23 protein-coding genes, 1 tRNA gene and 1 pseudogene are annotated in these 23,833 nt (G+C 54.1%); 16 read left to right on the top strand and 9 right to left on the bottom strand.

Going from position 1 to position 23,833, the window contains the following annotated elements:
- Position 1: 1 nt before the first annotated feature.
- Both IPJ12_01270 and typA read left to right on the top strand, forming a co-directional pair.
- Positions 2-391 carry a group II truncated hemoglobin gene (locus IPJ12_01270; protein MBK7645829.1) on the top strand — a complete coding sequence of 130 codons (390 nt, stop codon included), beginning with the start codon at positions 2-4 and terminating at the stop codon, positions 389-391.
- A gap of 70 nt (positions 392-461) precedes the next feature.
- A complete protein-coding gene (typA, locus tag IPJ12_01265; GenBank protein ID MBK7645828.1) occupies positions 462-2,303 on the top strand; it encodes a translational GTPase TypA in 1,842 nt (613 codons plus the stop codon).
- Between the two features lie 251 nt (positions 2,304-2,554).
- Here the strand turns inward: typA and moaA are convergent, their stop codons facing one another.
- A complete protein-coding gene (moaA, locus tag IPJ12_01260; GenBank protein ID MBK7645827.1) occupies positions 2,555-3,628 on the bottom strand; it encodes a GTP 3',8-cyclase MoaA in 1,074 nt (357 codons plus the stop codon).
- Between the two features lie 13 nt (positions 3,629-3,641).
- On the opposite strand from moaA, the gene IPJ12_01255 reads away from it, so the two are divergent.
- Positions 3,642-3,848 carry a hypothetical protein gene (locus IPJ12_01255; GenBank protein MBK7645826.1) on the top strand — a complete coding sequence of 69 codons (207 nt, stop codon included), beginning with the start codon at positions 3,642-3,644 and terminating at the stop codon, positions 3,846-3,848.
- On the opposite strand, the gene IPJ12_01250 is transcribed toward IPJ12_01255, so the two are convergent.
- From IPJ12_01250 to IPJ12_01235, 4 genes and pseudogenes are all read right to left on the bottom strand, one after another.
- A complete protein-coding gene (locus IPJ12_01250; GenBank protein MBK7645825.1) occupies positions 3,826-4,140 on the bottom strand; it encodes a hypothetical protein in 315 nt (104 codons plus the stop codon). The two genes, IPJ12_01255 and IPJ12_01250, sit on opposite strands and share 23 nt — an antisense overlap.
- A gap of 672 nt (positions 4,141-4,812) precedes the next feature.
- Positions 4,813-5,202, bottom strand: a complete 390-nt coding sequence (locus IPJ12_01245; GenBank protein MBK7645824.1) for a site-specific integrase — start codon at positions 5,200-5,202, stop codon at positions 4,813-4,815.
- Positions 5,195-5,734, bottom strand: a pseudogene (locus tag IPJ12_01240) (transposase). Before IPJ12_01240 ends, IPJ12_01245 begins: the two are co-directional and overlap by 8 nt.
- A 420-nt stretch (positions 5,735-6,154) precedes the next feature.
- Positions 6,155-6,230 (bottom strand) — tRNA-Asn (locus IPJ12_01235).
- 76 nt (positions 6,231-6,306) lie between these two features.
- Here IPJ12_01235 and IPJ12_01230 point away from each other — a divergent pair.
- The gene (locus IPJ12_01230) at positions 6,307-8,001 is read left to right on the top strand and encodes a hypothetical protein (GenBank protein ID MBK7645823.1); all 1,695 of its coding nucleotides are present in this window, start codon (positions 6,307-6,309) and stop codon (positions 7,999-8,001) included.
- A 53-nt stretch (positions 8,002-8,054) separates the two neighbouring features.
- Here IPJ12_01230 and IPJ12_01225 read toward each other — a convergent pair whose 3' ends face one another.
- Positions 8,055-9,263, bottom strand: coding sequence for an aspartate/tyrosine/aromatic aminotransferase (locus IPJ12_01225; GenBank protein ID MBK7645822.1), 1,209 nt, complete (start codon positions 9,261-9,263; stop codon positions 8,055-8,057).
- A gap of 133 nt (positions 9,264-9,396) precedes the next feature.
- On the opposite strand from IPJ12_01225, the gene uvrB reads away from it, so the two are divergent.
- Both uvrB and IPJ12_01215 read left to right on the top strand, forming a co-directional pair.
- Positions 9,397-11,409 carry an excinuclease ABC subunit UvrB gene (gene uvrB / locus IPJ12_01220; protein ID MBK7645821.1) on the top strand — a complete coding sequence of 671 codons (2,013 nt, stop codon included), beginning with the start codon at positions 9,397-9,399 and terminating at the stop codon, positions 11,407-11,409.
- On the top strand, positions 11,406-11,888 hold the full coding sequence (locus IPJ12_01215) for a low molecular weight phosphotyrosine protein phosphatase (GenBank protein ID MBK7645820.1): 483 nt from the start codon (positions 11,406-11,408) through the stop codon (positions 11,886-11,888). The genes uvrB and IPJ12_01215 overlap by 4 nt, the downstream gene beginning before the upstream one ends.
- Before the next feature lie 61 nt (positions 11,889-11,949).
- On the opposite strand, the gene IPJ12_01210 is transcribed toward IPJ12_01215, so the two are convergent.
- A complete protein-coding gene (locus tag IPJ12_01210) occupies positions 11,950-14,604 on the bottom strand; it encodes an Rne/Rng family ribonuclease (protein ID MBK7645819.1) in 2,655 nt (884 codons plus the stop codon).
- A gap of 400 nt (positions 14,605-15,004) precedes the next feature.
- Here IPJ12_01210 and IPJ12_01205 point away from each other — a divergent pair, with 400 nt between their 5' ends.
- From IPJ12_01205 to IPJ12_01190, 4 genes are read left to right on the top strand one after another with little or no spacing between them, the layout of a single operon-like run.
- On the top strand, positions 15,005-16,009 hold the full coding sequence (locus tag IPJ12_01205) for an RluA family pseudouridine synthase (GenBank protein ID MBK7645818.1): 1,005 nt from the start codon (positions 15,005-15,007) through the stop codon (positions 16,007-16,009).
- On the top strand, positions 16,006-16,656 hold the full coding sequence (locus IPJ12_01200; protein ID MBK7645817.1) for an HAD-IA family hydrolase: 651 nt from the start codon (positions 16,006-16,008) through the stop codon (positions 16,654-16,656). The genes IPJ12_01205 and IPJ12_01200 overlap by 4 nt, the downstream gene beginning before the upstream one ends.
- Positions 16,635-16,994 carry a Rieske 2Fe-2S domain-containing protein gene (locus IPJ12_01195; GenBank protein MBK7645816.1) on the top strand — a complete coding sequence of 120 codons (360 nt, stop codon included), beginning with the start codon at positions 16,635-16,637 and terminating at the stop codon, positions 16,992-16,994. Before IPJ12_01200 ends, IPJ12_01195 begins: the two co-directional genes overlap by 22 nt.
- Positions 16,987-17,949, top strand: a complete 963-nt coding sequence (locus IPJ12_01190; GenBank protein MBK7645815.1) for a S49 family peptidase — start codon at positions 16,987-16,989, stop codon at positions 17,947-17,949. The genes IPJ12_01195 and IPJ12_01190 overlap by 8 nt, the downstream gene beginning before the upstream one ends.
- A gap of 3 nt (positions 17,950-17,952) precedes the next feature.
- Here IPJ12_01190 and IPJ12_01185 read toward each other — a convergent pair whose 3' ends face one another.
- Together IPJ12_01185 and maf are read right to left on the bottom strand one after the other, a co-directional pair.
- The gene (locus IPJ12_01185) at positions 17,953-18,660 is read right to left on the bottom strand and encodes an SAM-dependent methyltransferase (GenBank protein ID MBK7645814.1); all 708 of its coding nucleotides are present in this window, start codon (positions 18,658-18,660) and stop codon (positions 17,953-17,955) included.
- Positions 18,660-19,241, bottom strand: coding sequence for a septum formation inhibitor Maf (gene maf / locus IPJ12_01180; protein MBK7645813.1), 582 nt, complete (start codon positions 19,239-19,241; stop codon positions 18,660-18,662). Before maf ends, IPJ12_01185 begins: the two co-directional genes overlap by 1 nt.
- A 49-nt stretch (positions 19,242-19,290) precedes the next feature.
- On the opposite strand from maf, the gene IPJ12_01175 reads away from it, so the two are divergent.
- Genes IPJ12_01175 through fabG form a run of 6 tightly spaced genes read left to right on the top strand, consistent with a single transcriptional unit; the run spans position 19,291 to position 23,770 of the window.
- Entirely contained in the window at positions 19,291-19,842 is a 552-nt protein-coding gene (locus IPJ12_01175) for a DUF177 domain-containing protein (GenBank protein MBK7645812.1), read from the top strand.
- Positions 19,843-19,860: 18 nt separating this feature from the next.
- Positions 19,861-20,040 (top strand): 50S ribosomal protein L32, encoded by a 180-nt coding sequence (rpmF, locus tag IPJ12_01170; GenBank protein MBK7645811.1) that lies wholly within the window; start codon positions 19,861-19,863, stop codon positions 20,038-20,040.
- A 54-nt stretch (positions 20,041-20,094) separates the two neighbouring features.
- Positions 20,095-21,123, top strand: coding sequence for a phosphate acyltransferase PlsX (plsX, locus tag IPJ12_01165; GenBank protein MBK7645810.1), 1,029 nt, complete (start codon positions 20,095-20,097; stop codon positions 21,121-21,123).
- Entirely contained in the window at positions 21,124-22,083 is a 960-nt protein-coding gene (locus IPJ12_01160) for a ketoacyl-ACP synthase III (GenBank protein MBK7645809.1), read from the top strand.
- A 16-nt stretch (positions 22,084-22,099) separates the two neighbouring features.
- On the top strand, positions 22,100-23,026 hold the full coding sequence (gene fabD, locus IPJ12_01155) for an ACP S-malonyltransferase (protein MBK7645808.1): 927 nt from the start codon (positions 22,100-22,102) through the stop codon (positions 23,024-23,026).
- Between the two features lie 3 nt (positions 23,027-23,029).
- Complete coding sequence (gene fabG, locus IPJ12_01150; GenBank protein ID MBK7645807.1) at positions 23,030-23,770, top strand: 3-oxoacyl-ACP reductase FabG; 741 nt, start codon at positions 23,030-23,032, stop codon at positions 23,768-23,770.
- Positions 23,771-23,833: the final 63 nt, after the last annotated feature.

Genomic DNA, 23,833 nt, shown 5'->3' with positions numbered 1-23,833 from the left:
TATGGAAAACACGACTACCACGTATGAAAAAATCGGCGGCGATGCTGTCGTCGGCAAACTCTGCGACCGCTTTTATGAATTGATGGACACCGTACCCCAGTTCCAGGGCATTCGCGCTATGCACCCGGCCAATTTGGCGGGTTCCCGCGACAAGCTTTACATGTTCCTGTCCGGCTGGATGGGCGGCCCCGATTTGTTCGTCGAAAAATTTGGCCATCCGCGCCTGCGTGGTCGGCACATGCCTTTTGAAATCGGTATCGCTGAACGTGATCAGTGGGTGGCCTGCATGGTTCTCGCCATGGAGGATGTCGGCATTGAAAAAACGTTGAGCAAGAAATTACTGGATAATTTCTTCCATACCGCTGATTTCATGCGAAATAAAGAAGGATAAATGCTCGTGCGGTGATGTTGCGGCGCACCATCAGTGATAGAATCACGCCTTTGATTTTTCAGGCCTTCCCATGTCCGCTCGTCCGATTCGCAACATCGCCATCATCGCTCACGTTGACCACGGCAAAACCACCCTGGTTGACCAGCTGCTCCGCCAGTCCGGCACTTTCGCCGCTCACCAGCAACTGGTCGAGTGCGTCATGGACTCCAACGACCTGGAAAAAGAGCGTGGCATCACGATTCTTTCCAAGAACACTGCGGTCGAGTACGAAGGCGTACACATCAACATCGTTGATACGCCGGGACACGCGGACTTCGGTGGTGAAGTCGAGCGCGTGCTGGGCATGGTTGATGGCGTGGTGCTGCTGGTCGATGCTGCCGAAGGCCCGATGCCGCAAACCCGTTTCGTCACCAAAAAGGCACTGGCCCTCGGCCTGCGCCCGATCGTGCTGGTTAACAAGGTTGACCGCGATGGCGCAGATCCTGATCAGGCCGTCAATCTGACGTTTGACCTGTTTGACAAGCTGGGTGCCACCGACGAGCAGCTGGATTTCCCGATCGTTTACGCTTCCGGCCTCAATGGCTGGGCCGCAATGGAACTGGATCAGCCGCGCGAAAACATGATTCCGCTGTTCGATACGATTCTTCGTCACGTGCCGGCACCGGATACCGACATCGAAGCGCCGTTGCAACTGCAGATTACCGCCCTCGATTACTCGTCCTACGTGGGTCGTATAGGCGTCGGCAAGATCAATCGGGGCAAGGTCAAGACCGGCCAGAATGTGCTGGTCATGTTCGGCACCGAAGAAGAAGCTGCCGAACACGAGCGCACCCCGATCAAGGCCAAGATTGGCCAGGTTTTCGGCTACAAGGGCCTGAACAAGATCGAACTCGAAGAAGGCCACGCTGGCGATATCGTGCAGATCACCGGTATTGAAGACCTGGTGCTGGGCTGTACCGTGACCGATCCGGAAAACCCGGAATCGTTGCCGCTGCTGAAGATCGACGAGCCGACGCTGTCCATGCAGTTCATGGTTAATACCAGCCCGCTAGCCGGTACTGAAGGCAAGTTTGTGACCAGTCGCCAGATCCGCGATCGTCTGCACAAGGAATTGCTGACTAATATGGCCCTGCGCGTGCATGACACGGGTAACGGTGACGTGTTCGACGTTTCCGGTCGTGGCGAACTGCACCTCGGCATCCTGCTCGAAAACATGCGTCGCGAAGGCTATGAGCTGGCTGTTGGCCGTCCGCGCGTCGTCAAGAAGACGATCAAAGGAGTTGAATGCGAACCGTATGAGTTGCTGACGGTTGACGTCGAAGAAGACACTCAGGGCGGCGTTATGGAAAGCCTTGGCCAACGCAAGGGCGACCTGACGGACATGGTGCCGGACGGCCGCAGTCGCGTCCGTATCGAATACCGTATTCCGGCGCGTGGGCTGATCGGCTTCCAGGGCGAGTTCATGAACTTGACCCGTGGTAACGGCCTGATGAGCCACGTCTTCGACGAATACGCACCGGTCAAAGATGGCAACGTCGCCGAGCGCCGCAATGGGGTGCTGATCTCACAGGATAACGGCGAAGCCGTTGCTTACGCCTTGTGGAAGCTGCAGGATCGTGGCCGTATGTTCGTTGTGCCGGGCGACAAGTTGTACGAAGGCATGATCATCGGTATCCACAGCCGTGAAAACGACCTCGTGGTTAACCCGATCAAGGGCAAGCAGCTGACCAACGTTCGTGCTTCGGGCACTGACGAAGCCGTTCGCTTGGTCCCGGCTGTTCAGCTTAGCCTGGAAGCCGCTGTTGAATTCATCGAAGAAGACGAACTGGTCGAACTGACGCCGAAGTCGATTCGTCTGCGCAAGCGTTACCTGACAGAAATCGAACGCAAGCGCGCGGTTCGCGGTCTGTAATCACGCATTATTGAAATTGCAGCCAGCCCTCTCGGGTGCAGGCGCGAATAAGTAAAAGGGCGGCCCAATGGGCCGCCTTTTTGCTTTAATGGATCGAATTATTAGGGCTGGTGGAGATATCAGCTGCTGCAAGCGGCAAATTGCCCCCGCTGCTGATTGCTACGGTCAACCGGAAATTATTCGAGAAATTCAAAAGCTGATCTGTGACCGGGAAATCCGATATTCCCGGTGGTCTTCGGTAAAGGCCTTTTCTAACCGCCCGTCATTGACATGAAGCGAACCACCTGCGGAGCATTCATCTGCTGCGTGAAGTCATGGCCGAAAGGTTTGATGCCCATACTGTCGATAATCGCCTGCCGTACGCCGGTGTTGTCGTCGCTGGCACGAAGACTGGGCAACAGATTGGAGGCATCATTCTGACCGAGACATGGATACAGTTCTCCCTTGGCGGTTATCCGTACCCGGTTGCACGTATCGCAAAAATTGTGACTGTGCGGCGAAATGAATCCAATCCGCGATTCACTACCCGGTGTTCGCCAGTAACGGGCAGGGCCGCCCGAATTTTCAGCGGATGGAATCAGTTCGAAATGGCGGGACAAGATCTGGCGCGTTTCTTCCGAGGAGATATAGGTATTGGCACGCCCTTGAATTTCCCCTAGCGGCATTTCCTCAATGAAGGAGATATCAAGCTCGTGGGCAATTGCAAAATGAACCAGGTCAACAAACTCGTCGTCGTTGATGCCGCGCATCATGACGGTATTCAGCTTGGTTCGCTGGAAGCCAACCTTGCGTACCGCCTCAATGCCATGCAGTACCTTGGACAGGTCACCGATCCGGGTGATTTTCCTGAAGCGCTCCGGATTCAGTGAATCCAGACTGATATTGATGCGCTTGACGCCAGCCGCCTTCAAAGGCGCTGCGAATCGGTCGAGCTGGGAACCGTTGGTGGTCAATACCAGCGCATCAAGTCCGGGCAGGGCGCCCAGTCGTTCGATAAGCCACGTCGCGTCCTTGCGTACCAGCGGCTCACCGCCGGTAACGCGGAGCTTGTTGACGCCAAGGCCAACGAACACTTCGGCAACGCGCAAGCACTCCTCCAGACTCATCACCTCGCTGCGGGGCAGAAAGGTCATTTCCTCGGCCATGCAATAAGTGCAGCGAAAATCGCAGCGGTCGGTAATCGACAGGCGAACGTAGGTGATTCGCCGTCCGTACTTGTCCACTAGCGTGCCGTCACTATGCTTCAGCGTACTTTGGGTGATGTTTGGCGTGAAATCGGCAAGACCTACAGGCGTCAGTTCCGGCCTAAGGGTTTCATTTTGCATGGCGGACAATTCAATGGCGACTGACAAGGAGGGAGTCTGCTGTCTGGACGCCGATTATCGGCGCCTGAACATTACTGAACAAGTAGATAGATCAAAAATGGAAAAGTTTCTTGTCAGCAATAATTCACTGCCAGGCGAGGGGAGTGACCATCGCCCTGCAAAACTTCAAGATGGACGTGTGCTTCCTTTAATCGCCATCAAGTCGCTGCAACGCGATTGAGGAGAACCGCAAGTTCGGGATAAAACACTCTTGAGTTGAGGTCGATACGCCGTCCAATCTGAATGGAATCGACAACTTCCCGAACTGCGGCGGATTGTTCCAGAAGCGTTGGAAAATTCTTGCTCGCGTCTACCAGCGACAATATTTTGACCAATAGTCGCCCGCAGGCACAGTAATAGGCGGGGTCAAGTCGGACAAAACGGGCGCCAGAGTCGCATGCATCCAGATAGGCTGCAGCCGTCGTCGCAGTCGCCTCAAGGGCGCTGAGGTTGTCCTGCGTGAAATAGGACATCACGATTCCTCTTTTCTCCATAATGATTACGTAAACTAGAGGATGTCCGAGGGCGAGTCAGCGAACTATTTCACGAACCGAGGAAATTGCCCACGATTAGCTTGCTTATTTTCATCATTACCAGCACAGGAATAAGTGGCTGGCGATGATGTTATCATTGTCGAATATCAGGAAATATCTACTCAAATGGACGTTTTCGAATGCTGAATTCATTGGCTGAAAAACAAAAAGCCCGGCCAAATGGGCTGGGCTTTTTGATGTATTCTGGCTCCCCGACCTGGGCTCGAACCAGGGACCTACGGATTAACAGAAGAACGAACCACGACGGGTCGGCCCCGTTAACCGATGCAGCACAAGCAACTCCACCAGCCATTTTCGGCCGCCAGCCGTAGCCGAGCCTATCCCGAACTTGACCGGCGCGAATCCCTGCATCCCGCAATATTTCCCGAAGCGAATCAATCGAATATCGACGTTTTTCGCGAACCTGCCCCGAACGGCGCCGATACTCACCCTCAGACTCTTCACACACCGCGAACCCGACCTCCGTCCGCGCCGCCTGTGGGCACCGTGGGGCAAAGATAGGGCCTCATCATGCCGCTCCCGCAGTCGCCAAGCCTGCGCCAAACCCGGCCCCAAGGCGGGCAAACTGCACCCGTCCCGGAGTCGAGCCAGCTACTCCGCCACCGCCGGCACCTGAGATGCGCCCTTGATGATGATTGAAGCGCTGTTGGCGGCATCCTGCAGTGCCTTTGAGCTCAGATGAGAGTACCTCATGGTAATTTTAGGGTCAGAATGCCCCAGGATTTGCTGAACTTCGTACAGGGTTCGGCCTGAATTCACCAAGAAACTGGCGTATTGATGGCGTAAATCGTGCAAACGAAGATGCGGCAGTCCGGCAGCCTTACGCAACCTTGACCATACCTTCATGATTGTTGTGTAGGGCTTGCCGTAATTCGGGTTCTCTTTGCGATAGGTGCGATTGACAAACAGATGCTCAAACTCACCTTCTGTTCCAAGTTGCCCAAGGACATCAATGGCGCTGGCATTCAACGGTATGGGCATCAAACAGCATTTCGTGGCCTTGCGTCGGGTAGGCCTGAACCACAAAGGCCCGACTGGCACAGAACTTCAGATGCGAGGCGAGAATCTTGCGCCAGACACCACCGATCACCAAATGCTCTTCGCTCCAGTCGAACTGGAAGGCTTCGCCTAATTCAAAGTGGAGCGGAACGAAGGCTTTGCTGACCGCCGCGCCACCATCGGAACGCCAGCGCCGGATGAACTCAGTGACCCGGCAGTAGGTGCCCGTAAATCCGGCCGCCTGCAATTCACCAAAGAGTTTCAGCGCCGTACGCCGATCCCGTTTCGGGCGCCGAGCATCCGTTTCCAGCGCCTTGATGAGTCGCGCCGCATAGGGCGCAATCTTGACGTTCGGGTTCTCCCGTTCGTACTTCGGCTCCGTGCCTTCCGGCGTCCGTAACCAACGCTTGACGGTGTTCCGGCTATACCCCGTCTTCCTCGAAATCTCGGATAGCGACACGCCATCCCGGTAAAACAACCGCCGAATCCTTCCCAGATCCTTCATGGTGATCATCTCCTAAAATCCTGCTCAAAAAATGAGCGGACTAGTTAATCACCCTGGTCAATTTTCAGCGCGCACAACCTCGCTTTTCTGGTCAGTTTTCAACGAGCGTCAACACCACCCTTCATATTCACAAAGCTAATCGTTTTCATTTGTCGTCTTTTAGCTGAACTGTCCCCCGTCCAAGTAATACGGGGCTATGGATACATGGAAAAGTACCAGTCTATGTCTTTGGATTGCCGTTCGCAATGAAAGCGCCATACATGGAGAGCATAGTTTGTGCATTCATGCTGACGTTGGATTCGGGCTTCTTAGCGCGGCCCGCCACTCACCCCAATACCGACCCACGGACTTTCCGTCTATAGGTGCCCCAAAATGCAAAAAGCCAACCCCGGAGGATTGGCTATGTGCAAGAATTACAACAGAATTTTTTGGCTCCCCGACCTGGGCTCGAACCAGGGACCTACGGATTAACAGTCCGGCGCTCTACCAACTGAGCTATCGAGGAACAGAGGCAATATTATAGGAGTAGAATCCACTCTGGTCAAGCATCTTGTGGTTTTCAAGAAGAAAAATATTGGTTTATGGATCCTAATTTAGTTTTTGCAAAAACGCCGATTGGTGACGAGGCAGTTCGCCAAAGTACGCGCGTCGTCCAGCGTAATTTACGCATGGTGCTGGTTCAAGTTGACGGAAAAATGAGTGTTGAGGAATTGACCTCAAAGATCGGAAATCCTCGACTGGTTGAGTCGGCTTTGCGGGAGTTGGAGGAGGGGGGCTTCATAGCCCCCACGGTAGAGGCTGTATCAATTTGGGAGGAGGGCAAAAAGGCTGCCAATGGAGGTGCTCCACAAGGTGATCATTCTGTCATGTCCCAGTTTTCGACTTTTGGACCGAAGTCGCTCGCTAGTGAGTCGACCAAAGACGATGGCGTTACCCGTAATTTCTCTTCGTTTGGCAAGCCGGTTCTTCCAGTATCATCTTTTGCCGAGAGCGAGGCATTCCAGTCAACTACTGTACTGACCGAAAAAAAAACAGATTCCGAGTCTCGCCGGTTTAAGCGGGGTGTATCTCGCGGACGCATGATGATGTGGTTTGTTGTTGCTGTATTGGGCGTCCTTGTTTGTACGGTTCTTTTTTACCCGTACGAGCAGTTCAAGCCTGGAATCGAGTCATCAGCATCACGGTTACTCAGGGCCCCGGTGAAAATCGACCATGTATCCGTAGTTTTGTTTCCGAGTCCGCGCCTTAAATTGTCCGGGGTTCATATCGGAGAGTCGTCAGATAGCAGCATTGCGGAGGTACGGATCGCATCCCCGCTTTCATTACTTGGCAAAGGTTCTTATCAAATTACTCTTGCGAGCGTTTCTGGTGCCGATATTTCAGCAAATCGGCTGGTCGCATTCCCCATGTTTATCGGAGGCGTACCGGAAGATTCCGGTGTTGTAATTCGTAAGATCATCATTGAACAATCCCGCGTAAGGCTTGGCGAAAGTGTTGCAATGGCCGATCTCTACGGTGAGCTGGCTTTTCGGATCGACGGTTCGATTGAAAAAGCGTCCTTCGAAACGGTTGATCGTACCTTGCTGATTGATGCGCTACCTGGCGATAACGGCGTCGCGCTGAATATTGAAGGCCGGGCCTGGCAACCTGCGGGTACCCCCGTTTCGTTTGCCTCCTTGCAGGCCAAGGGAAGTTTGCGAAAAGATAAATTGCTGATTCAGAATATCGATACCACTTTTCTCGGCGGCATTCTGCGGGGTAACTGGTTGCTAGAGTGGGGCAATGGCCTGTCGATGTCGGGCGATGGAACCTTGAGCCGACTTGATAGCCGGAAGATCAGCGCGGCGTTTGCGCCGTCGTTGAAAATCGAAGGCGATATGAGTGGCACGATTAGATTGCGTTCAACTGGACGCGACTGGGATGGCTTGTGGGGCAATCTGGAAGCCGTACTAAGTACTGAAATTACCCGTGGTGTCGTTCATGGTGTTGACTTGGGTGAGGCGGCTCGTCGCAATGGCGCTTCAGCGGTGCGTGCAGGTGCTACGAAATTTGATCGCTTGCGGTCAACGGTCAGCATTTCACCCAAGCAGGTAGTCGGTCGCGAGGTGTACATGGATGCCGGAATGGTGACGGCGGCTGGTCAGTTTGTTTCAGGGCGCGATGGGCAGGTTGAAGGCAATATGGTCGTTACCTTGCAGACCTCTGTGGCAAGTCAGCATGCGCCGGTTCGTATTTTTGGTACGTTGCCCGATTTGAGCGCAACAACCCGCAAATAAAAAGGGCGGAACAACCTTAGTTCCGCCCTTTGTTTGCAAACGGTAGGCGACGACTAGGCGTTGGTCACTGCCGCGATGGCTTTTGCCACGTAGTCCAGATTCTTGGTGTTCAGCGCGGCCAAACAGATTCGACCGGTCGACACAGCATAAATACCGAACTCCTCACGCATGCGATCAACCTGGGCTGAGCTCAAGCCGGTGTAGGAGAACATGCCGCGTTGTTGAGCAACGAAGGAAAAGTCTTGGGCCACGCCCTGTGCTTTGATGGCATCAACCAAGCCTGTGCGCATGGCACGGATACGGTCACGCATGCCGGCGAGTTCGGTTTCCCACATTTGACGCAGTTCTGGTGAGCTTAGAACACCGGCAACCAGGGCGCCGCCGTGCGTTGGCGGGTTGGAGTAGTTGGTGCGGATAACGCGCTTGACCTGCGACATGACGCGAGCCGACTCATCCTTGCCGGCGGTGATGATGGAGAGGGCGCCGACGCGCTCGCCATACAGCGAAAAGTTCTTGGAGAAAGAGCTGGAGGCGAAGAATTGCAGGCCGGATGCAGAGAAGGCCCGGACGGCAACTGCGTCAGCGTCGATGCCATCCGCGAAGCCTTGGTAAGCCATGTCGAGGAAAGGAACCAGACCACGATTTTGGCAGATGGCAACGATTTCGCCCCACTGTGAATTGGATAGATCGGCGCCTGTGGGGTTGTGGCAGCAAGCGTGCAAAAGAATGATGGAGCCGGCAGGCAACCCGTTCAGGCATGCCTTCATGCCATCAAAATTGACGCCACGCGTGGCTGCATCGTAGTAGGGATAACTTTCGACCACGAAGCCTGATGATTCAAACAGGGCGCGATGGTTTTCCCAGGACGGGTCGCTGATGTATACCTTGGCGTCCGGATTCAGGCGCTTCAGATAGTCGGCGCCGATCTTCAAGGCACCCGTGCCACCTAGGGCCTGGGCAGTAATGACCTGACCGTTTGCAATAAGCGGGGACTCTTTGCCGAGAAGCAGATTTTGCACGGACTGGTTGTAGGCGGGTGAACCTTCGATAGGTTGATAGCCACGTGGCAGGGCGGCTTTTACGCGAACATCCTCTGCTGCCTTTACGGCAGCCAGCAGGGGAATCTTGCCGTTGTCGTCGAAATACACGCCAACGCCGAGGTTGACTTTGGTGGTGCGCGCATCAGCATTGAAAGCTTCGTTCAGACCGAGGATAGGATCGCGCGGGGCCATTTCTACCGCTGCGAAGATCGAAGATGACATAGGAACTCCGTGGAATAATACAAATAGTGTTCGCGCAGCCAATTTGCCACGCGACGAAAAACCGAAGAATTTTAGCATGAGCGAAACCAACAAAATCATTCCGGTAGTCTGCTTTGATGGCAGCCCGTTTCGTTTGCATCAACCGTTCCCGCCGGCTGGTGATCAGCCGGTGGCAATTCAGGCGCTTGTCGAAGGTTTGGCAGATGGGTTGTCCTTTCAGACTTTGCTGGGTGTCACGGGCTCCGGGAAGACCTACACCATGGCCAATGTCATCGCCCGTACCGGCCGTCCGGCCTTGGTGCTGGCGCCAAACAAGACACTGGCGGCGCAGCTGTATTCTGAATTCAAGGAGTTTTTCCCGGAGAATGCGGTTGAGTATTTCGTCTCTTACTACGATTACTACCAGCCTGAAGCTTATGTGCCATCACGCGATCTGTTCATCGAGAAGGATAGTGCGATCAACGAGCACATTGAACAGATGCGGCTATCGGCAACGAAAAGCCTGATAGAGCGCCGTGATGTGGTGATTGTCGCGACGGTTTCATGCATCTATGGCATTGGCGACCGCGACGAATATCACAACATGATCCTGACCATGCGGGTCGGAGACAAGCTGGATCAGCGCAGCATCATCAAGCGCCTTAGCGACATGCAATACGACCGTAACGAGATGGATTTTCATCGCGGCACCTTCCGGGTCCGCGGCGACATCATTGATATCTTCCCGGCCGAACATGCTGAGCATGCTATTCGCGTCTCGCTATTTGATGATGAGGTTGAAGCGTTGCAGTTTTTCGATCCGCTAACCGGCCATCTGTTGCACAAGGCTTTGCGGTTCACGGTATTCCCGGCATCCCACTATGTGACGCCGCGCGCTACGGTGCTGCGTGCCATTGACGCCATCAAGGAAGAGCTGCGCGAACGTATTGAATACTTTAATCACAGCAACAAGCTTGTCGAAGCACAACGGATTGAGCAGCGCACCCGATTTGATCTGGAAATGCTTGATCAAATCGGTTTCTGCAAGGGGATTGAGAACTACTCCCGGCATTTTTCCGGGAGGAGGGCGGGAGAGTCTCCGCCGACGCTGATTGATTACCTGCCAGCCGATGCCCTGATGTTCATTGATGAATCGCATGTAAGCATTGGCCAGGTGGGGGGGATGTACAAAGGGGATCGTTCTCGCAAGGAAAATTTGGTCAATTATGGTTTTCGGCTTCCATCGGCACTCGATAACAGGCCGTTGCAGTTCAACGAATTTGAGGCGCATCTGCGACAGACCATCTTTGTTTCGGCGACGCCTGCAGACTACGAGCAGCGGCATGCCGGGCAGGTGGTCGAGCAGGTGGCGCGGCCAACAGGCTTGATCGACCCGGAGGTCATTGTTCGCCCGGCATCGACCCAGGTGGACGATTTATTGGCGGAAATTGGCCAGCGGGTTTCCGTCGGGGAGCGCGTATTGGTCACGACGCTGACCAAGCGCATGTCGGAGGACTTGACTGATTTCCTTGCGGACAATGGTGTCAAAGTACGTTATCTCCATTCGGACATTGATACCGTTGAGCGCGTAGAAATCATCCGCGACCTGCGCCTGGGTGAGTTCGATGTGCTGGTCGGTATCAACCTGTTACGCGAAGGCCTGGATATTCCGGAAGTGTCGCTTGTCGCAATTCTGGATGCTGACAAGGAGGGGTTCCTGCGATCCGAACGTTCGCTAATTCAAACAATCGGGCGTGCTGCTCGCCATATCCATGGCACAGCGATCTTGTATGCTGATACGATTACAAGGTCCATGCAGCAAGCGATTGCCGAAACAGGCAGGCGGCGTGAGAAGCAAATAGCCTTTAATCTGGAACACGGAATCATTCCGCGCGGCGTGTCCAAAAAGATCAAGGACATCATCGATGGGGTTTATGATTCGGCATCAGTTCAGACAGAGTTGAAGGCTGCGCAGCAACAGGTCGCGTACGCAGCAATGGATGAGAAAGCAGTGGCGAGGGAAATCAAGCGGCTCGAGAAGGCGATGCTGGAGTGCGCGAGAAACCTGGAATTCGAAAAAGCGGCGGCCGCCCGCGACGAACTGTTCCGCCTCAAGGAGCAGGTATTCGGCGCAGCGCGGCACGACCCCTACGGAGAGACAAAATGAGTTATCGCGTGCTACTTGTCTGCATGGGCAACATCTGTCGCTCACCAACGGCAGAGGGTGTCTTAAGATATTTCATAAAAATCAATAACCTAGGTAATGAAGTTGAAGTTGATTCTGCAGGAACGCATGGCTATCACGCTGGTGAAGCTCCTGATTCCCGTACCCAACGGGCTGCTTCAGTTCGCGGATACAACCTTTCTCAGTTACGGGCCCGCAAGGTGGCGCGTCAGGATCTCGATTATTTTGATCTGGTTTTAGCCATGGATAAAAGCAATCTCGATAACCTGAGGCGTATGGCAACGCCGGAGCAACAAGAACGGCTGGGATTGTTTATGGACTATTCAAAAAACTTCGAGGATGACGAAGTTCCTGATCCTTACTATGGCTTGGGTCACGGTTTTGATCTTGTCCTCGATATGGTCGAGGATGCGTCGTTGGGCTTGGTCGACGAAATCAAAAAGAAACTCGGAAGCTCCTGATATCCGGACAAAATAAAGGGGCTTCACAGGAAGCCCCTTTTTATCGCGTTACCGCAGTTTTTTAATTGTTACCGGTTTCAACGAGCACCAATGGCTCGCTTTCGGCTTGATCACTCACTGCCTTTTGCTTGCGAGGGCGACCTAGCTTGACCGGCGTTTCGGCCGGAGCGACTGCGACAGGCGTTGTGGTGGTTTGAACCAGTACCAAGCCACTCTCGGCAAGTGCCGAGGTGATGTCGACCGGTTCTGCCGCGACCATTGGTGGCGGAATTTCTTCAGTTTTTTGGCTAATTTCCGGGTTGACCGCAGCAGTCTCCTCGATAGGTGTCGGCTCGATTAGCAATGCAGGAACAACCGGTGCCGGCTCGGGGATGACTAGTGCAATTGAAGTAGCCCCAATGACTGGCACCATTTCAACGACGGGGGCTGGCTCTTCTACAGCGGTTACAGGTTCGGCAATCGGGGCTGGAATGACGACGACTACCGGCTCTAAATCCGGTGGCGTTGTCGTCTCTTGCGCCGGGCTTTCGACGGCCTGCGGTGCTGAAGTTGTCTCGGCTTCATTGCGGCGCTCGCCACGGCCACGACCACCACGGCGACCGCGACGGCGATTGCCTTGCTCATCGCTGCCGGTAGCATCAGTTGGGTCGGTGCCCAGCAGCGGGATAACGGCTGCCGACTGATCAACAACGTTATTTGCCTGCTGGTTCAGTTTGCTTTCAACGGCTTCAACTTGCGGGCGCTCACCGCGCGGTTTGCGTTCGGTCCGCGGACGACGTTCCTGGCGATCGCCAGTTGAAGTATTAGGCTCGTCAGTGGGGGCTTTTTCGGCGTTGCGCTCATTGCGATTGCCACGTTCCTTGTTGCGTTCCCCGCGCTCTTCTTCGCGCTTGTTACCATTTCGGCCGCTACCGCGACGTCCATCGCGATCACGACGATTTTCGTTGCGACCTTCGCGGGGTTTCTTGGCTGGCTCGGGCGCTGCAATTGGTTCAACCGGCTTGGCTGGTGCCCGGAACCACGAGAATATCTTCGAAAAGATACCGGCTTCTGGTTGGGCGGCGATGACAACAGGGGCGGCAACCTTTTCCGGCATGATGGGAGCCGGTTGATCCGGTGAAATACCTTTGATGGCCGCTTCCTGGCGTGGCTTGATAATCTCTTGCTGGGTGGCCAGTTTGATGGCTTCCTCGAGCGGCATGTCCATCATCCGGTAGGAAGGCTCGCGGGGTTCGTCATGGTTCAGGTCGTCATGGCGCAGGCGAGTAATGGTGTGCGCCGGAGTTTCCAGATGAACATTTGGAATCAACAGGATGGTGACCTTGTGGCGCAACTCGATGGCCTGGATGTCTGGGCGCTTTTCGTTGAGCAGGAAGGTGGCGACATCAACCGGAACCTGAACATGCACAGCGCCAGTGTTTTCCTTCATCGACTCCTCTTCGAGGATGCGCAGGATGTGCAGCGCAGCAGATTCGGCAGATCGGATGTGGCCGGTGCCGGTACAGCGCGGGCAAGGGATGTAGCTGGTTTCAGCAAGTGCGGGACGCAGGCGCTGACGGGAGAGCTCCATCAGGCCGAAGCGGCTGATCTTGCCCATCTGGACACGTGCACGGTCAAAGCGCAGGCCATCGCGTAGACGGTTTTCGACATCGCGCTGGTTCTTCTGGCTTTCCATGTCGATGAAGTCGATGACGATCAGGCCACCGAGGTCGCGCAGGCGCAACTGGCGGGCGAGTTCGTCAGCTGCTTCTTGATTGGTCTTGAGCGCTGTTTCCTCGATGTCAGAACCCTTGGTCGAACGACCGGAGTTGACGTCCACTGCGACAAGCGCTTCGGTATGGTCAATGACGATGGCTCCGCCGGACGGCAGGTTGACCTGGCGAGCGAAGGCGGTTTCGATCTGATGTTCGATCTGGAAGCGCGAGAACAGCGGTACATCGTCGCGGTAGCGCTTGACGCGATTGACGTTGCCCGGCATCACCGTGCCCATGAAGGCGCGGGCCTGCTCGTAGACCTCGTCGGTATCGATCAGGATTTCGCCGATATCCGGCTGGAAGTAGTCGCGGATGGCGCGAATGACGAGGCTGCCTTCGAGATAAATCAGGAAGGCGCCACTTTGTTGCTGGGCGGCACCGTCAATGGCAGTCCACAGTTGCAGCAGGTAGTTCAAGTCCCACTGCAGCTCTTCAGCCTGGCGACCAATGGCGGCGGTTCTGGCGATCAGGCTCATGCCATTGGGCACTTCGAGTTGATCCATGACATCGCGCAGCTCGGCGCGTTCATCACCATCAACGCGACGGGAGACACCGCCACCACGCGGGTTGTTCGGCATCAGAACAAGGTAACGGCCAGCCAGGGAAACATAGGTGGTCAGGGCGGCGCCCTTGTTGCCACGTTCGTCCTTGTCAACCTGGACGATCAGTTCCTGGCCTTCCTTGAGTGCGTCCTGGATTCTGGCGCGACCAGCTTCAGTGCCCGGCTGGAAAAAGGCACGGGAGACTTCCTTGAAGGGAAGAAAACCATGCCTATCGGCACCGTAATCGACGAAGCAGGCTTCGAGCGAAGGTTCGATGCGGGTGATGACACCCTTGTAAATATTGCTCTTGCGTTGTTCCTTGGCGGCGGATTCAATGTCGAGATCAATCAGTTTCTGACCATCGACAATGGCGACACGGAGTTCTTCCGCCTGTGTCGCATTGAATAGCATGCGTTTCATTATTTTCGGCTCCAGCGCACAGCAACACGCTGCAACGAAACGCCCGGGCAGGCAGCGACAGTTTCAGTTTTCGGGTTGCGTCATAAATGGTGGGCAAAGGCGATGGTGAAAGTGCTGATCAACAAACGGTCGCGTGCTTTTTATTGAAATGCGCGACCTGAAAATTCCTGCAACGGGCAATCCGTGCGTGCTTACAGTGGGCTTATCCATTAACATCACTACTTTTGGTGAGTGAACTTAACCAGTCGTTTTACGTTGGTCTGGCCTGGGCAGTTGGCACAGGTGAGACTTTCGAGCCTGCCGCTTGGCGGTCGCGCATTCAGCGCGAGGGCACAAACGGTCTGACGGTTCGGCATCTCTTGCAAACCGAGACGTAGAACGCAGGCAGTATATTAGAAATATGACCGTGGTAGGTAACAATTCAGTCACACATGCCGTGATCGGCGAAGAGGAAATCGGGCAGCGTCTTGACAACTTTTTGATTCGACGTTGCAAGGGTGTTCCGAAGAGCCATATTTACCGGATTTTGCGTAGTGGCGAAGTGCGGGTGAATAGTGGTCGGGTGGATGCCACTTACCGTCTCAGGGTTGGTGATAATGTTCGTATTCCGCCGATCCGGATTGCCGAGCGTCCGCAAAATGAGGTCGACGAGGCCGCCAAGGAGCGGGTTGATCTGCCGATCATCTACGAAGACGAGGCAATGCTGGTGATCGACAAGCCTGAGGGTATCGCGGTGCATGGCGGTAGCGGGGTCAGCTTCGGTGTCATAGAGGCATTGCGCCGGCAGCGACCGCAGGCAAAGTTTCTTGAATTGGCGCATCGACTGGATCGGGAAACCTCTGGTGTCCTGCTGGTCGGCAAAAAGCGACTGGCCCTGACGGCATTGCACGACATGTTTCGAGAGCATGGCGCCGGAGCGGATAAACGTTATCTTGTGCTGGTCAAGGGGCGCTGGATGAACCTGGCCCAGCACGTCAAACTGCCACTCCACAAATACCTCACCGATGGCGGGGAGCGCCGCGTTTCTGTGGATCCGCAAGGGAAGGCGTCGCACACGATATTTCGTTTGCTGGCTCGTTGGCCGGATATGAGTTTGCTTGAGGCGCAGTTGAAAACCGGGCGGACGCATCAGATTCGGGTCCACCTGGCGCATCTGGGGTTCCCCATTCTGGGTGACGAGAAGTATGGCGATTTCTCGCTCAACAAGAATCTCAAGCGTGATGGACTGAAGCGCATGGCGCTGCATGCCTGGCGTATGGCTTTTCGGCATCCGCTGACTGCTGCGCCGTTGGAGTGCATTGCTCCGCTGCCCGATAGCCTGGGTGGATACATTGCTGCGGTCAACCGGAAAAAAGAGCAGGAATTCAAATCTGAAAATATGGACCAGATATTGGGCAATACATGAAATACGAACTGGTTGTCTTCGACTGGGATGGAACGCTGCTTGATTCGGCTGGTGCCATTGTTCGCGCCATTCAGTCGTCATGCCTTGATCTTGATTTGCCGATTCCGGACGATGCACGTGCGCGCCATGTCATCGGCCTCGGTTTGGCTGACGCACTTCGCCATGCGGTCCCTGAATTGAAGCCGGATAACTATCAGGCCATGATTGAGCGATATCGCCACCATTATCTGGCGGGTGACCAAACGCTCAAATTGTTTGACGGCGTTCCGGATATGTTGGAGCGTTTGGCTTCTTCCGGACATTTGTTGGCAGTGGCTACCGGTAAGAGCCGTCAGGGTCTGGAGCGAGCGTTTGACCATTCAGGTTTGCGTCGCTTTTTCCAGGCATCGCGTTGTGCCGATGAGTGTCACTCGAAGCCACATCCACAGATGCTTGAGGAACTGATGGCTGAGTTCGGGGTAACTGTCGGGACGACTGTGATGATCGGTGATACCTCTCATGATCTATTGATGGCGAGCAACGCTGGTGTTGATGGCTTGGCGGTAACTTATGGTGCCCATCCGCACGAGCATTTGCTGGCGTGCCAACCGGTTGTTTGCCTGAATAGTGTTCTAGAACTTGATAAATGGCTACGGGATTTCGGCTGATTTGCCCCGCCCGGGAGGTTGTCGAGGCGGGTAAGGGCGTTCGTTTTACAGTCAGTCGATATGGACGAGAGATTCCCGCTTTTGTCATCCGTTTTCAGGGGATTGTTCATGCCTACGTCAATGAGTGTGGCCACGTTCCCGCTGAACTCGACTGGCAGCCCGGCGAATTCTTCGATGATTCCAAGCTATACTTGATTTGCTCGATTCATGGCGCGCTTTATGCTCCAGAATCAGGTAGATGTCTCGGTGGGAGATGCCAGGGAAAAGGGTTGAAGCCTCTGCGTGTGCAAGAGATTGATGGACAGATTTTTTTAGAGCAAGAAACTAATTATGGATAACCCCGAAATTCCCAATAAAGATTCTGCCTGGGAGCGGAAAACCCTCGAAAAACTGGTGTTTGCCGCCCTTGATGAGCAGCGGGCTAGACGTCGCTGGGGGATAGCATTCAAAGCGCTTGGATTTATTTATTTGCTGGTAGTGTTATTTGCGGTTGTCGATTGGGGTAGTACCGGTGAGCATCAGGAGCGCCATACCGCAATGGTCAATCTGACCGGCGTTATCGAAGCCAAAGGTGAAGCCAATGCCGAAAATCTCGTCGCTGCCCTGAATAGTGCTTTTGAGGAAAAAAATGTCGCAGGGGTCATTCTGCGTATCAATAGCCCTGGCGGAAGCCCGGTTCAGGCCGGGATCATTAATGACGAAATTCGTCGTTTGCGAAACAAGTATCCTGACAAGTTGCTCTACGCGGTGGTTGAAGACATGTGCGCGTCAGGTGGTTATTTTGTGGCTGCTGCAGCCGATAAAATCTACGTCAATAAGGCCAGTATCGTTGGCTCAATTGGCGTTTTGATGGATGGTTTCGGCTTTACGGGTGTGATGGATAAAGTGGGTGTCGAGCGCCGCCTGCTGACCGCCGGGGACAACAAGGGATTCCTTGATCCATTTTCCCCGCAAGCGCCGCAGCACAAGGCCCATGCGCAAACGTTGCTTAATGACATTCATCAACAGTTCATCAATGTGGTCAAAGCCGGCCGCGGCAAGCGGCTCAAGGAAACGCCGGAAATGTTCTCCGGTCTGATGTGGACGGGGGCCCAAAGCGTTCAGATGGGCTTGGCTGATGATTTTGGCAGCGTGGACTCAGTTGCCAGGGATGTGATCAAGGCTGAAAAGGTGCTTGATTATTCGGTCAAAGACAATATTGCCGAGCGCTTTGCCAAGCGCCTTGGCGCCAGTACGTTTGCGGGTTTTTGGAAGGGGTTTTCCGAAAGCGCCCAAGGGGTTCGTCTTAACTAAAGCCTAGGCAAGCAGTAGGAAGACCGTCGGACGCCGCTCGATTTCGGGTGGTGTTTGTTTTTTCCAGGCCAGGATTGTCCGGGTCAATACTGATTCTGTGGGCAGCGTCAGGTCGGTAGCCACGGTCATCCTTGTTGTGGGCTGGCATGCCTGCAGAATGGTATCGAACATGGCGCGATTGCGGTACGGGGTTTCGATGAAAAGCTGGGTTTGCTGGCGCTTTCTTGATTCGCTCTCCAAGTCGCGGAGTGCCTTTGATCGATCCGCTTCCTTGGTGGGCAGATAGCCCTGAAAGGCAAATCTTTGGCCATTCAGTCCGGAAGCCATGAGGGCCAACAGCAAAGAAGAGGGGCCGATCAACGGTACTACTCGGATATTTTCTTTCTGTGCCAATGCCACCAGATTTGCGCCAGGATCAGCGACGGCTGGGCAGCCCGCTTCCGAAAGCAGGCCGACATCGTGTCCGGCGCGTAAGGGTTCCAGCAGGCGATCTAGGGCGCTATCTTTGGTATGCTCGTTTAACTCCTCAAGTAGCAATGACTGCAGTGGGGCATCGGTTCCGGCTACTTTCAGGAATGCGCGCGCTGTCTTGGCTTGTTCCACGACAAAATGGGTAAGTGGTCTGATAACAGCCAGTACGTTGCTGGGTAACGACGCCTGTGGTGCTGTGGGGCCGAGCGGTACGGGTATCAGGTAGAGGGTTCCCGCCATCAGATAACCGCCACGCCTTGATTACGCAACATTTCGCATAACGCAATCAACGGCAGTCCGATCAACGCGTTGGGATCATCGCCACGCATGCTGCTGAGCAGGGCGATTCCTAATCCTTCAGATTTTGCCGATCCGGCGCAGTTGTAGGCAGGTTCGCGCCGCAGGTAGTTCTCAATCTCCTGGTCGCTCAGGTTTCTGAAGGTCACTACCATCGGTACCCCGCGAACTTCGGCTGAATCAGTTTTCGTGTTGAGCAAGCATATGCCTGTAAAAAAATTCACGGCCTTTCCTGATAGTGCGCGCAATTGCGCAATGGCTCGTTCATGAGTTCCTGGTTTTCCGAATATTTTGCCGTCGACCGTAGCAACTTGATCGCTTCCAATAATCAGTGCGTCGGGGTGGAGTCGTGCAATCGCTCTGGCTTTGGCTTCGGATAGCCTCAAGGCTAAGTTCTCTGGTGTCTCGCCGGGCAAGGGGGTTTCGTCAGTTTTAGGATTGGCAACTTCAAAGGGAAGGCCGAGGCGACCAAGCAGTTCGCGGCGAAATGGTGAGGTTGATGCAAGAATAAGGTTTTGCGGCATGAAAGACTCTTTACAACAAAGCGTTGCGATGAATACTTGAAGCAGCACTTTGTTTTTGACTTGGAAAGCCAAAAATAATATCATTCAATGTTTAAGTCGCAACAGGTCAAGATTGAAAAGGATTTCTGACGCTTTCGCATTTGCCAGAGATGGTCGTGTTCTTGATGGAACGCTGGCTATTTCGGGCCTCGATCGCCTGCATGATCTGCTGGTGGGTCAAGATGGAGAGGTAGTTTACCGTCTTGAGGGGTTCAAGGGTGACGGCGGCGAGCCGATGCTGCATCTGGAGGTTTCGGGTTTGCTCCCGCTGGCCTGTCAGCGCTGCCTGGAAGCTGTACCTTTTGATCTTGACGTCGATTGCTTGCTGGAACTTGTTCCTGCTGGTGCCGAATTGTCGCAAGACGAACTGGAAGACGACACCCGGGATTTCCTGCCGGTGGAGCGCGAACTGGATGTGGTTGAGTTAGTTGAGGATGAAATCCTCCTCGCCTTGCCAGTAGCGCCACGGCACGAAAAATGTGGTTTACCTGGCGCGGCCGATGCTGGTGAGCGGATCAATCCGTTTGCGAAATTGTCCGGGCTACAAGGTAAACCGAACTGATTTTTTTGGAGTAATAAAATGGCCGTTCAACAGAACAAAAAGTCCCCGTCCAAGCGTGGCATGCACCGTGCACATGACTTCCTGAGCGCTCCGCCGCTTGCCGTCGAACCGACCACGGGTGAGGCGCATTTGCGTCACCATATTTCCCCGGCGGGTTTCTATCGCGGTAAAAAAGTCGTCAAGGGCAAGGGCGAGTAATCGTTCAATGAAGGGCAGGCAGTTCTTTGTGAACTGCCTGCCTTTTATTTTGCCATGACAACCCGCATTGCCATTGATTGCATGGGGGGTGACCACGGTCCGTCTGTGACGGTTCCTGCGGCCATTCAGTTCCTTGCGGAGCATCCGTCAGCGAATCTTCTTCTGGTTGGTCAAGAAGATGTTTTGCGGCCATTGCTCGCTACCCATGCCAGCGATTCCCGTATTCGTCTCGTTCACGCCTCTGAGGTTGTTGGCATGGATGAGTCGCCTGCGCTCGCCTTGCGAAACAAGAAAGATTCGTCCATGCGCGTTGCCATCAATCAAGTCAAACTTGGTGATGCAGATGCCTGTGTGTCTGCGGGCAACACGGGCGCGCTCATGGCAATATCCCGGTTCGTCCTGAAGATGTTGCCAGGGATTGACAGGCCTGCGATTTGTGCGCCACTGCCTACGGTTAATGGTCACACACACATGCTTGATTTGGGCGCCAATGTCGATTGCGGGCCGGAGCATTTGTTGCAATTTGGAATAATGGGCGCAATGCTTGTCTCCGCTATGGAGCACAAGGATCAGCCTACCGTCGGCATTCTGAATATTGGTGAAGAAGACATTAAAGGCAATGAAGTCGTCAAGGCAGCGGCAGGGCTTTTACGAACATCGGGTCTTAATTTCATAGGCAACGTTGAAGGCGATGGTATCTATAAAGGCGACGCTGACGTGATCGTTTGCGATGGATTCGTCGGGAATGTCGCGCTGAAGACTTCCGAAGGGCTTGCCCAGATGTTGGCTTCTTCTTTGCGGAGTGAATTCAAGCGAAACTGGCTGACCAAGATTGCTGCCTTGATTGCGATTTCAGTACTCAATAATTTCAAAAGGCGTTTTGATCATCGTCGTTACAACGGAGCCATTCTTCTTGGACTCAAGGGTATCTCAGTCAAGAGTCATGGTTCCGCCGATGTGCTGGCCTTTGGTAACGCTATTTCACGTGCCTATGATGCTGTTGAAAGCCGTGTTGTAGAGCGTATTACCAGTCGGTTGGCGCAAATGACGCCTGCCCCCATCGCGGTCTTGGAGAGCATCTGAATGTACGCACGAATTACTGGTACCGGCAGTTATCTTCCTGGCAATCCAGTTAGTAACAGCGATCTGGCAGCACGTGGTATTGACACCAATGATGAATGGATTGTTAGTCGCACTGGAATTCGTAATCGCCACCTCGCAAACGCTGGTACTACATCAAGCGAACTAGGTTTGATTGCTGCTCAGCGAGCCCTCGAGATGGCTGGAGTTTCAGCTGCTGATCTCGACCTGATCGTAGTTGCGACCTCTACGCCAGATTTTATTTTTCCAAGTACAGCCTGTTTGATTCAGGCCAAGTTGGGAAACAAGGGTGCAGCTGCCTTCGATGTACAGGCTGTTTGCGCCGGTTTTACCTATGCACTCGGTATCGCTGAAAAATTTATCCATTCAGGTAGCCATAAAAAAGCACTGGTAATTGGCGCCGAAGTTTTTTCGCGTATTCTCGACTGGAACGATCGTGGTACATGCGTACTGTTCGGCGACGGGGCTGGCGCGGTTGTTTTGGAGGCTTCTGATAAGCCGGGTATTCTGGCAACGGCAATGCATGCCGATGGAAGCCAAAATGGTATTTTGAACGTTCCTGGTCAGATTTCCGGTGGGCAGGTGACCGGTGATCCATTCTTGCGCATGGACGGACAGTCTGTTTTCAAGTTTGCCGTACGGGTTCTGGCTGATGTTGCCGAGGAAGTCTGTCAGATGGTAGGGCGTCAAACGACTGAAGTTGATTGGCTGATTCCACATCAGGCCAACATCCGTATCATTGAAGCAACCGGGAAGAAACTTGGCATTGATCGCAATAAAGTAATCGTTACAGTTGATCGCCACGGCAATACTTCCGCGGCTTCTGTACCGCTTGCGCTGGACGAAGCGGTACGCGATGGTCGCATTCAGCCTGGCCAGAAGGTTCTGGTTGAGGGGGTTGGCGGTGGTTTTACGTGGGGCGCAGCCCTGTTTGAATTCTGAACCAGGAGACGAAACCATGTCTTTTGCATTCGTATTTCCAGGTCAAGGCTCACAGAGCGTTGGCATGATGGCACCTTATGGCGACGCAGCTGTGGTTCGTGAAACTTTTGGCGAGGCGTCAGATGCACTGGGGGACGATCTTTGGGCCATGGTTGCTGATGGTCCGGCGGAAGCGTTAACGCAGACGGTAAATACCCAGCCAGTAATGCTGACGGCTGGTGTCGCTGCATGGCGTTTGTGGATTGCAAAGGGTGGTCGCAAGCCAGCGCTTGTTGCGGGGCATAGTCTTGGTGAATATTCCGCGCTGGTTGCTTCGGGTGTGATTGATTTCAAGGATGCTGTTCCGCTTGTTCGTTTGCGGGCCGCAGCGATGCAGGAAGCGGTACCGTTGGGAACCGGTGCAATGGCCGCTATTCTCGGCCTGGATACTCCAAGCATCGTGGCTGCATGCATAGAAGCAGCAAACGGCCAAGTGGTGGAGCCCGTTAATTTCAATGCTAACGGTCAAACAGTGATTGCCGGCCACAAGGAAGCGGTTGAGCGCGCAATGGATGCGTGCAAGGCGCGGGGGGCCAAGATGGCTAAGGCCTTGCCAGTGTCTGCGCCCTTCCATTCGTCTCTGATCCGTCCTGCGGCTGACAAGTTGGCTTCTCGTTTGGCAGAACTGAATTTTAAAGAGCCGCAAATTCCCGTAGTTAACAATGTTGATGTTGCTATCGAAACTGATCCTGCGCGAATCAAGGATGCCCTGATTCGCCAGGCTTTCAATCCTGTTCGTTGGGTTGAAACGATTCAGAAAATGGCCGTTCTCGGCGTGTTAACCGTAGTTGAATGCGGTCCGGGGAAAGTGTTGGCTGGATTGACCAAGCGTTGCGCCGATGGTGTCGTTGGTGTTGCCATGGCTGATGTCGCGGCCATTGAAGCCAATCTGGGTCTGGAGTGACAGATGTTGAATGACAAGACGGCCTTGGTTACTGGCGCCACTCGTGGAATTGGCCGTGCAATCGCCCTTGAATTGGGTAAGCAACGCGCTACGGTAATTGGTACGGCAACTACTGCGGAAGGTGCCGCGAAGATTTCTGCCTATCTTTCAGAGGCTGGCGTCAAAGGAAAAGGTATCGCACTTAATGTTTGCGATGTTGCTCAGACAGATTCAGTTTTGGCTGACCTTACCAAGGAATTTGGCGCTATCACGATCCTTGTGAATAATGCTGGTATTACCCGTGATAACCTATCAATGCGGATGGGGGATGATGAATGGGATGCGGTTATTGACACTAATCTGAAAGCGGTGTTTCGTCTCTCGCGCGGAGTGATGCGTGGCATGATGAAGGTACGTTTTGGCCGCATTGTAAATATTACGTCGGTAGTCGGTTATTCAGGTAACCCTGGGCAGGCAAATTATTGTGCTGCCAAGGCAGGTGTAGCGGGCATGAGTCGCTCGCTGGCACGTGAGTTGGGTAGTCGTAACATTACAGTTAATTGTGTTGCGCCAGGCTTTATTGCAACGGACATGACGCATGCGTTGACCGAAGAGCAGAAGCAGGCCATGCTTGCGTCGATCCCGTTGGGGCGCGCTGGTACGCCTGAAGATATTGCTGGCGCTGTCGGTTTTCTTGTATCCCCGGCTGCTGCCTATATCACAGGCACAACAGTGCATGTGAATGGCGGCATGTTTATGGATTGATTTCCTGAAGCCTCGGCTTTTGGTAGACTAGTAACGTTTTTTTTCGTACCCCTGAGGGGAAGG

Source organism: Betaproteobacteria bacterium, from assembly GCA_016709965.1.
Taxonomy (GTDB): Bacteria; Pseudomonadota; Gammaproteobacteria; order Burkholderiales; family Rhodocyclaceae; genus Azonexus; species Azonexus amarohabitans.
Note: the sequence above shows the minus strand (reverse complement) of the source record. Positions and strands in the feature narration are given on the sequence as shown.

Excerpts from the sequence above, each read along its gene's own strand:
- IPJ12_01270 (MBK7645829.1), top strand. The coding sequence starts at position 2 with ATGGAAAACACGACTACCACGTATGAAAAAATCGGCGGCGATGCTGTC.
- typA (MBK7645828.1), top strand. The coding sequence starts at position 462 with ATGTCCGCTCGTCCGATTCGCAACATCGCCATCATCGCTCACGTTGAC.
- moaA (MBK7645827.1), bottom strand. The coding sequence starts at position 3,628 with ATGCAAAATGAAACCCTTAGGCCGGAACTGACGCCTGTAGGTCTTGCC.
- IPJ12_01255 (MBK7645826.1), top strand. The coding sequence starts at position 3,642 with ATGGCGACTGACAAGGAGGGAGTCTGCTGTCTGGACGCCGATTATCGG.
- IPJ12_01250 (MBK7645825.1), bottom strand. The coding sequence starts at position 4,140 with ATGTCCTATTTCACGCAGGACAACCTCAGCGCCCTTGAGGCGACTGCG.
- IPJ12_01245 (MBK7645824.1), bottom strand. The coding sequence starts at position 5,202 with ATGCCCATACCGTTGAATGCCAGCGCCATTGATGTCCTTGGGCAACTT.
- IPJ12_01230 (MBK7645823.1), top strand. The coding sequence starts at position 6,307 with ATGGATCCTAATTTAGTTTTTGCAAAAACGCCGATTGGTGACGAGGCA.
- IPJ12_01225 (MBK7645822.1), bottom strand. The coding sequence starts at position 9,263 with ATGTCATCTTCGATCTTCGCAGCGGTAGAAATGGCCCCGCGCGATCCT.
- IPJ12_01215 (MBK7645820.1), top strand. The coding sequence starts at position 11,406 with ATGAGTTATCGCGTGCTACTTGTCTGCATGGGCAACATCTGTCGCTCA.
- IPJ12_01210 (MBK7645819.1), bottom strand. The coding sequence starts at position 14,604 with ATGAAACGCATGCTATTCAATGCGACACAGGCGGAAGAACTCCGTGTC.
- IPJ12_01205 (MBK7645818.1), top strand. The coding sequence starts at position 15,005 with ATGACCGTGGTAGGTAACAATTCAGTCACACATGCCGTGATCGGCGAA.
- IPJ12_01200 (MBK7645817.1), top strand. The coding sequence starts at position 16,006 with ATGAAATACGAACTGGTTGTCTTCGACTGGGATGGAACGCTGCTTGAT.
- IPJ12_01195 (MBK7645816.1), top strand. The coding sequence starts at position 16,635 with ATGGCTACGGGATTTCGGCTGATTTGCCCCGCCCGGGAGGTTGTCGAG.
- IPJ12_01190 (MBK7645815.1), top strand. The coding sequence starts at position 16,987 with ATGGATAACCCCGAAATTCCCAATAAAGATTCTGCCTGGGAGCGGAAA.
- IPJ12_01185 (MBK7645814.1), bottom strand. The coding sequence starts at position 18,660 with ATGGCGGGAACCCTCTACCTGATACCCGTACCGCTCGGCCCCACAGCA.
- maf (MBK7645813.1), bottom strand. The coding sequence starts at position 19,241 with ATGCCGCAAAACCTTATTCTTGCATCAACCTCACCATTTCGCCGCGAA.
- rpmF (MBK7645811.1), top strand. The coding sequence starts at position 19,861 with ATGGCCGTTCAACAGAACAAAAAGTCCCCGTCCAAGCGTGGCATGCAC.
- plsX (MBK7645810.1), top strand. The coding sequence starts at position 20,095 with ATGACAACCCGCATTGCCATTGATTGCATGGGGGGTGACCACGGTCCG.
- IPJ12_01160 (MBK7645809.1), top strand. The coding sequence starts at position 21,124 with ATGTACGCACGAATTACTGGTACCGGCAGTTATCTTCCTGGCAATCCA.
- fabD (MBK7645808.1), top strand. The coding sequence starts at position 22,100 with ATGTCTTTTGCATTCGTATTTCCAGGTCAAGGCTCACAGAGCGTTGGC.
- fabG (MBK7645807.1), top strand. The coding sequence starts at position 23,030 with ATGTTGAATGACAAGACGGCCTTGGTTACTGGCGCCACTCGTGGAATT.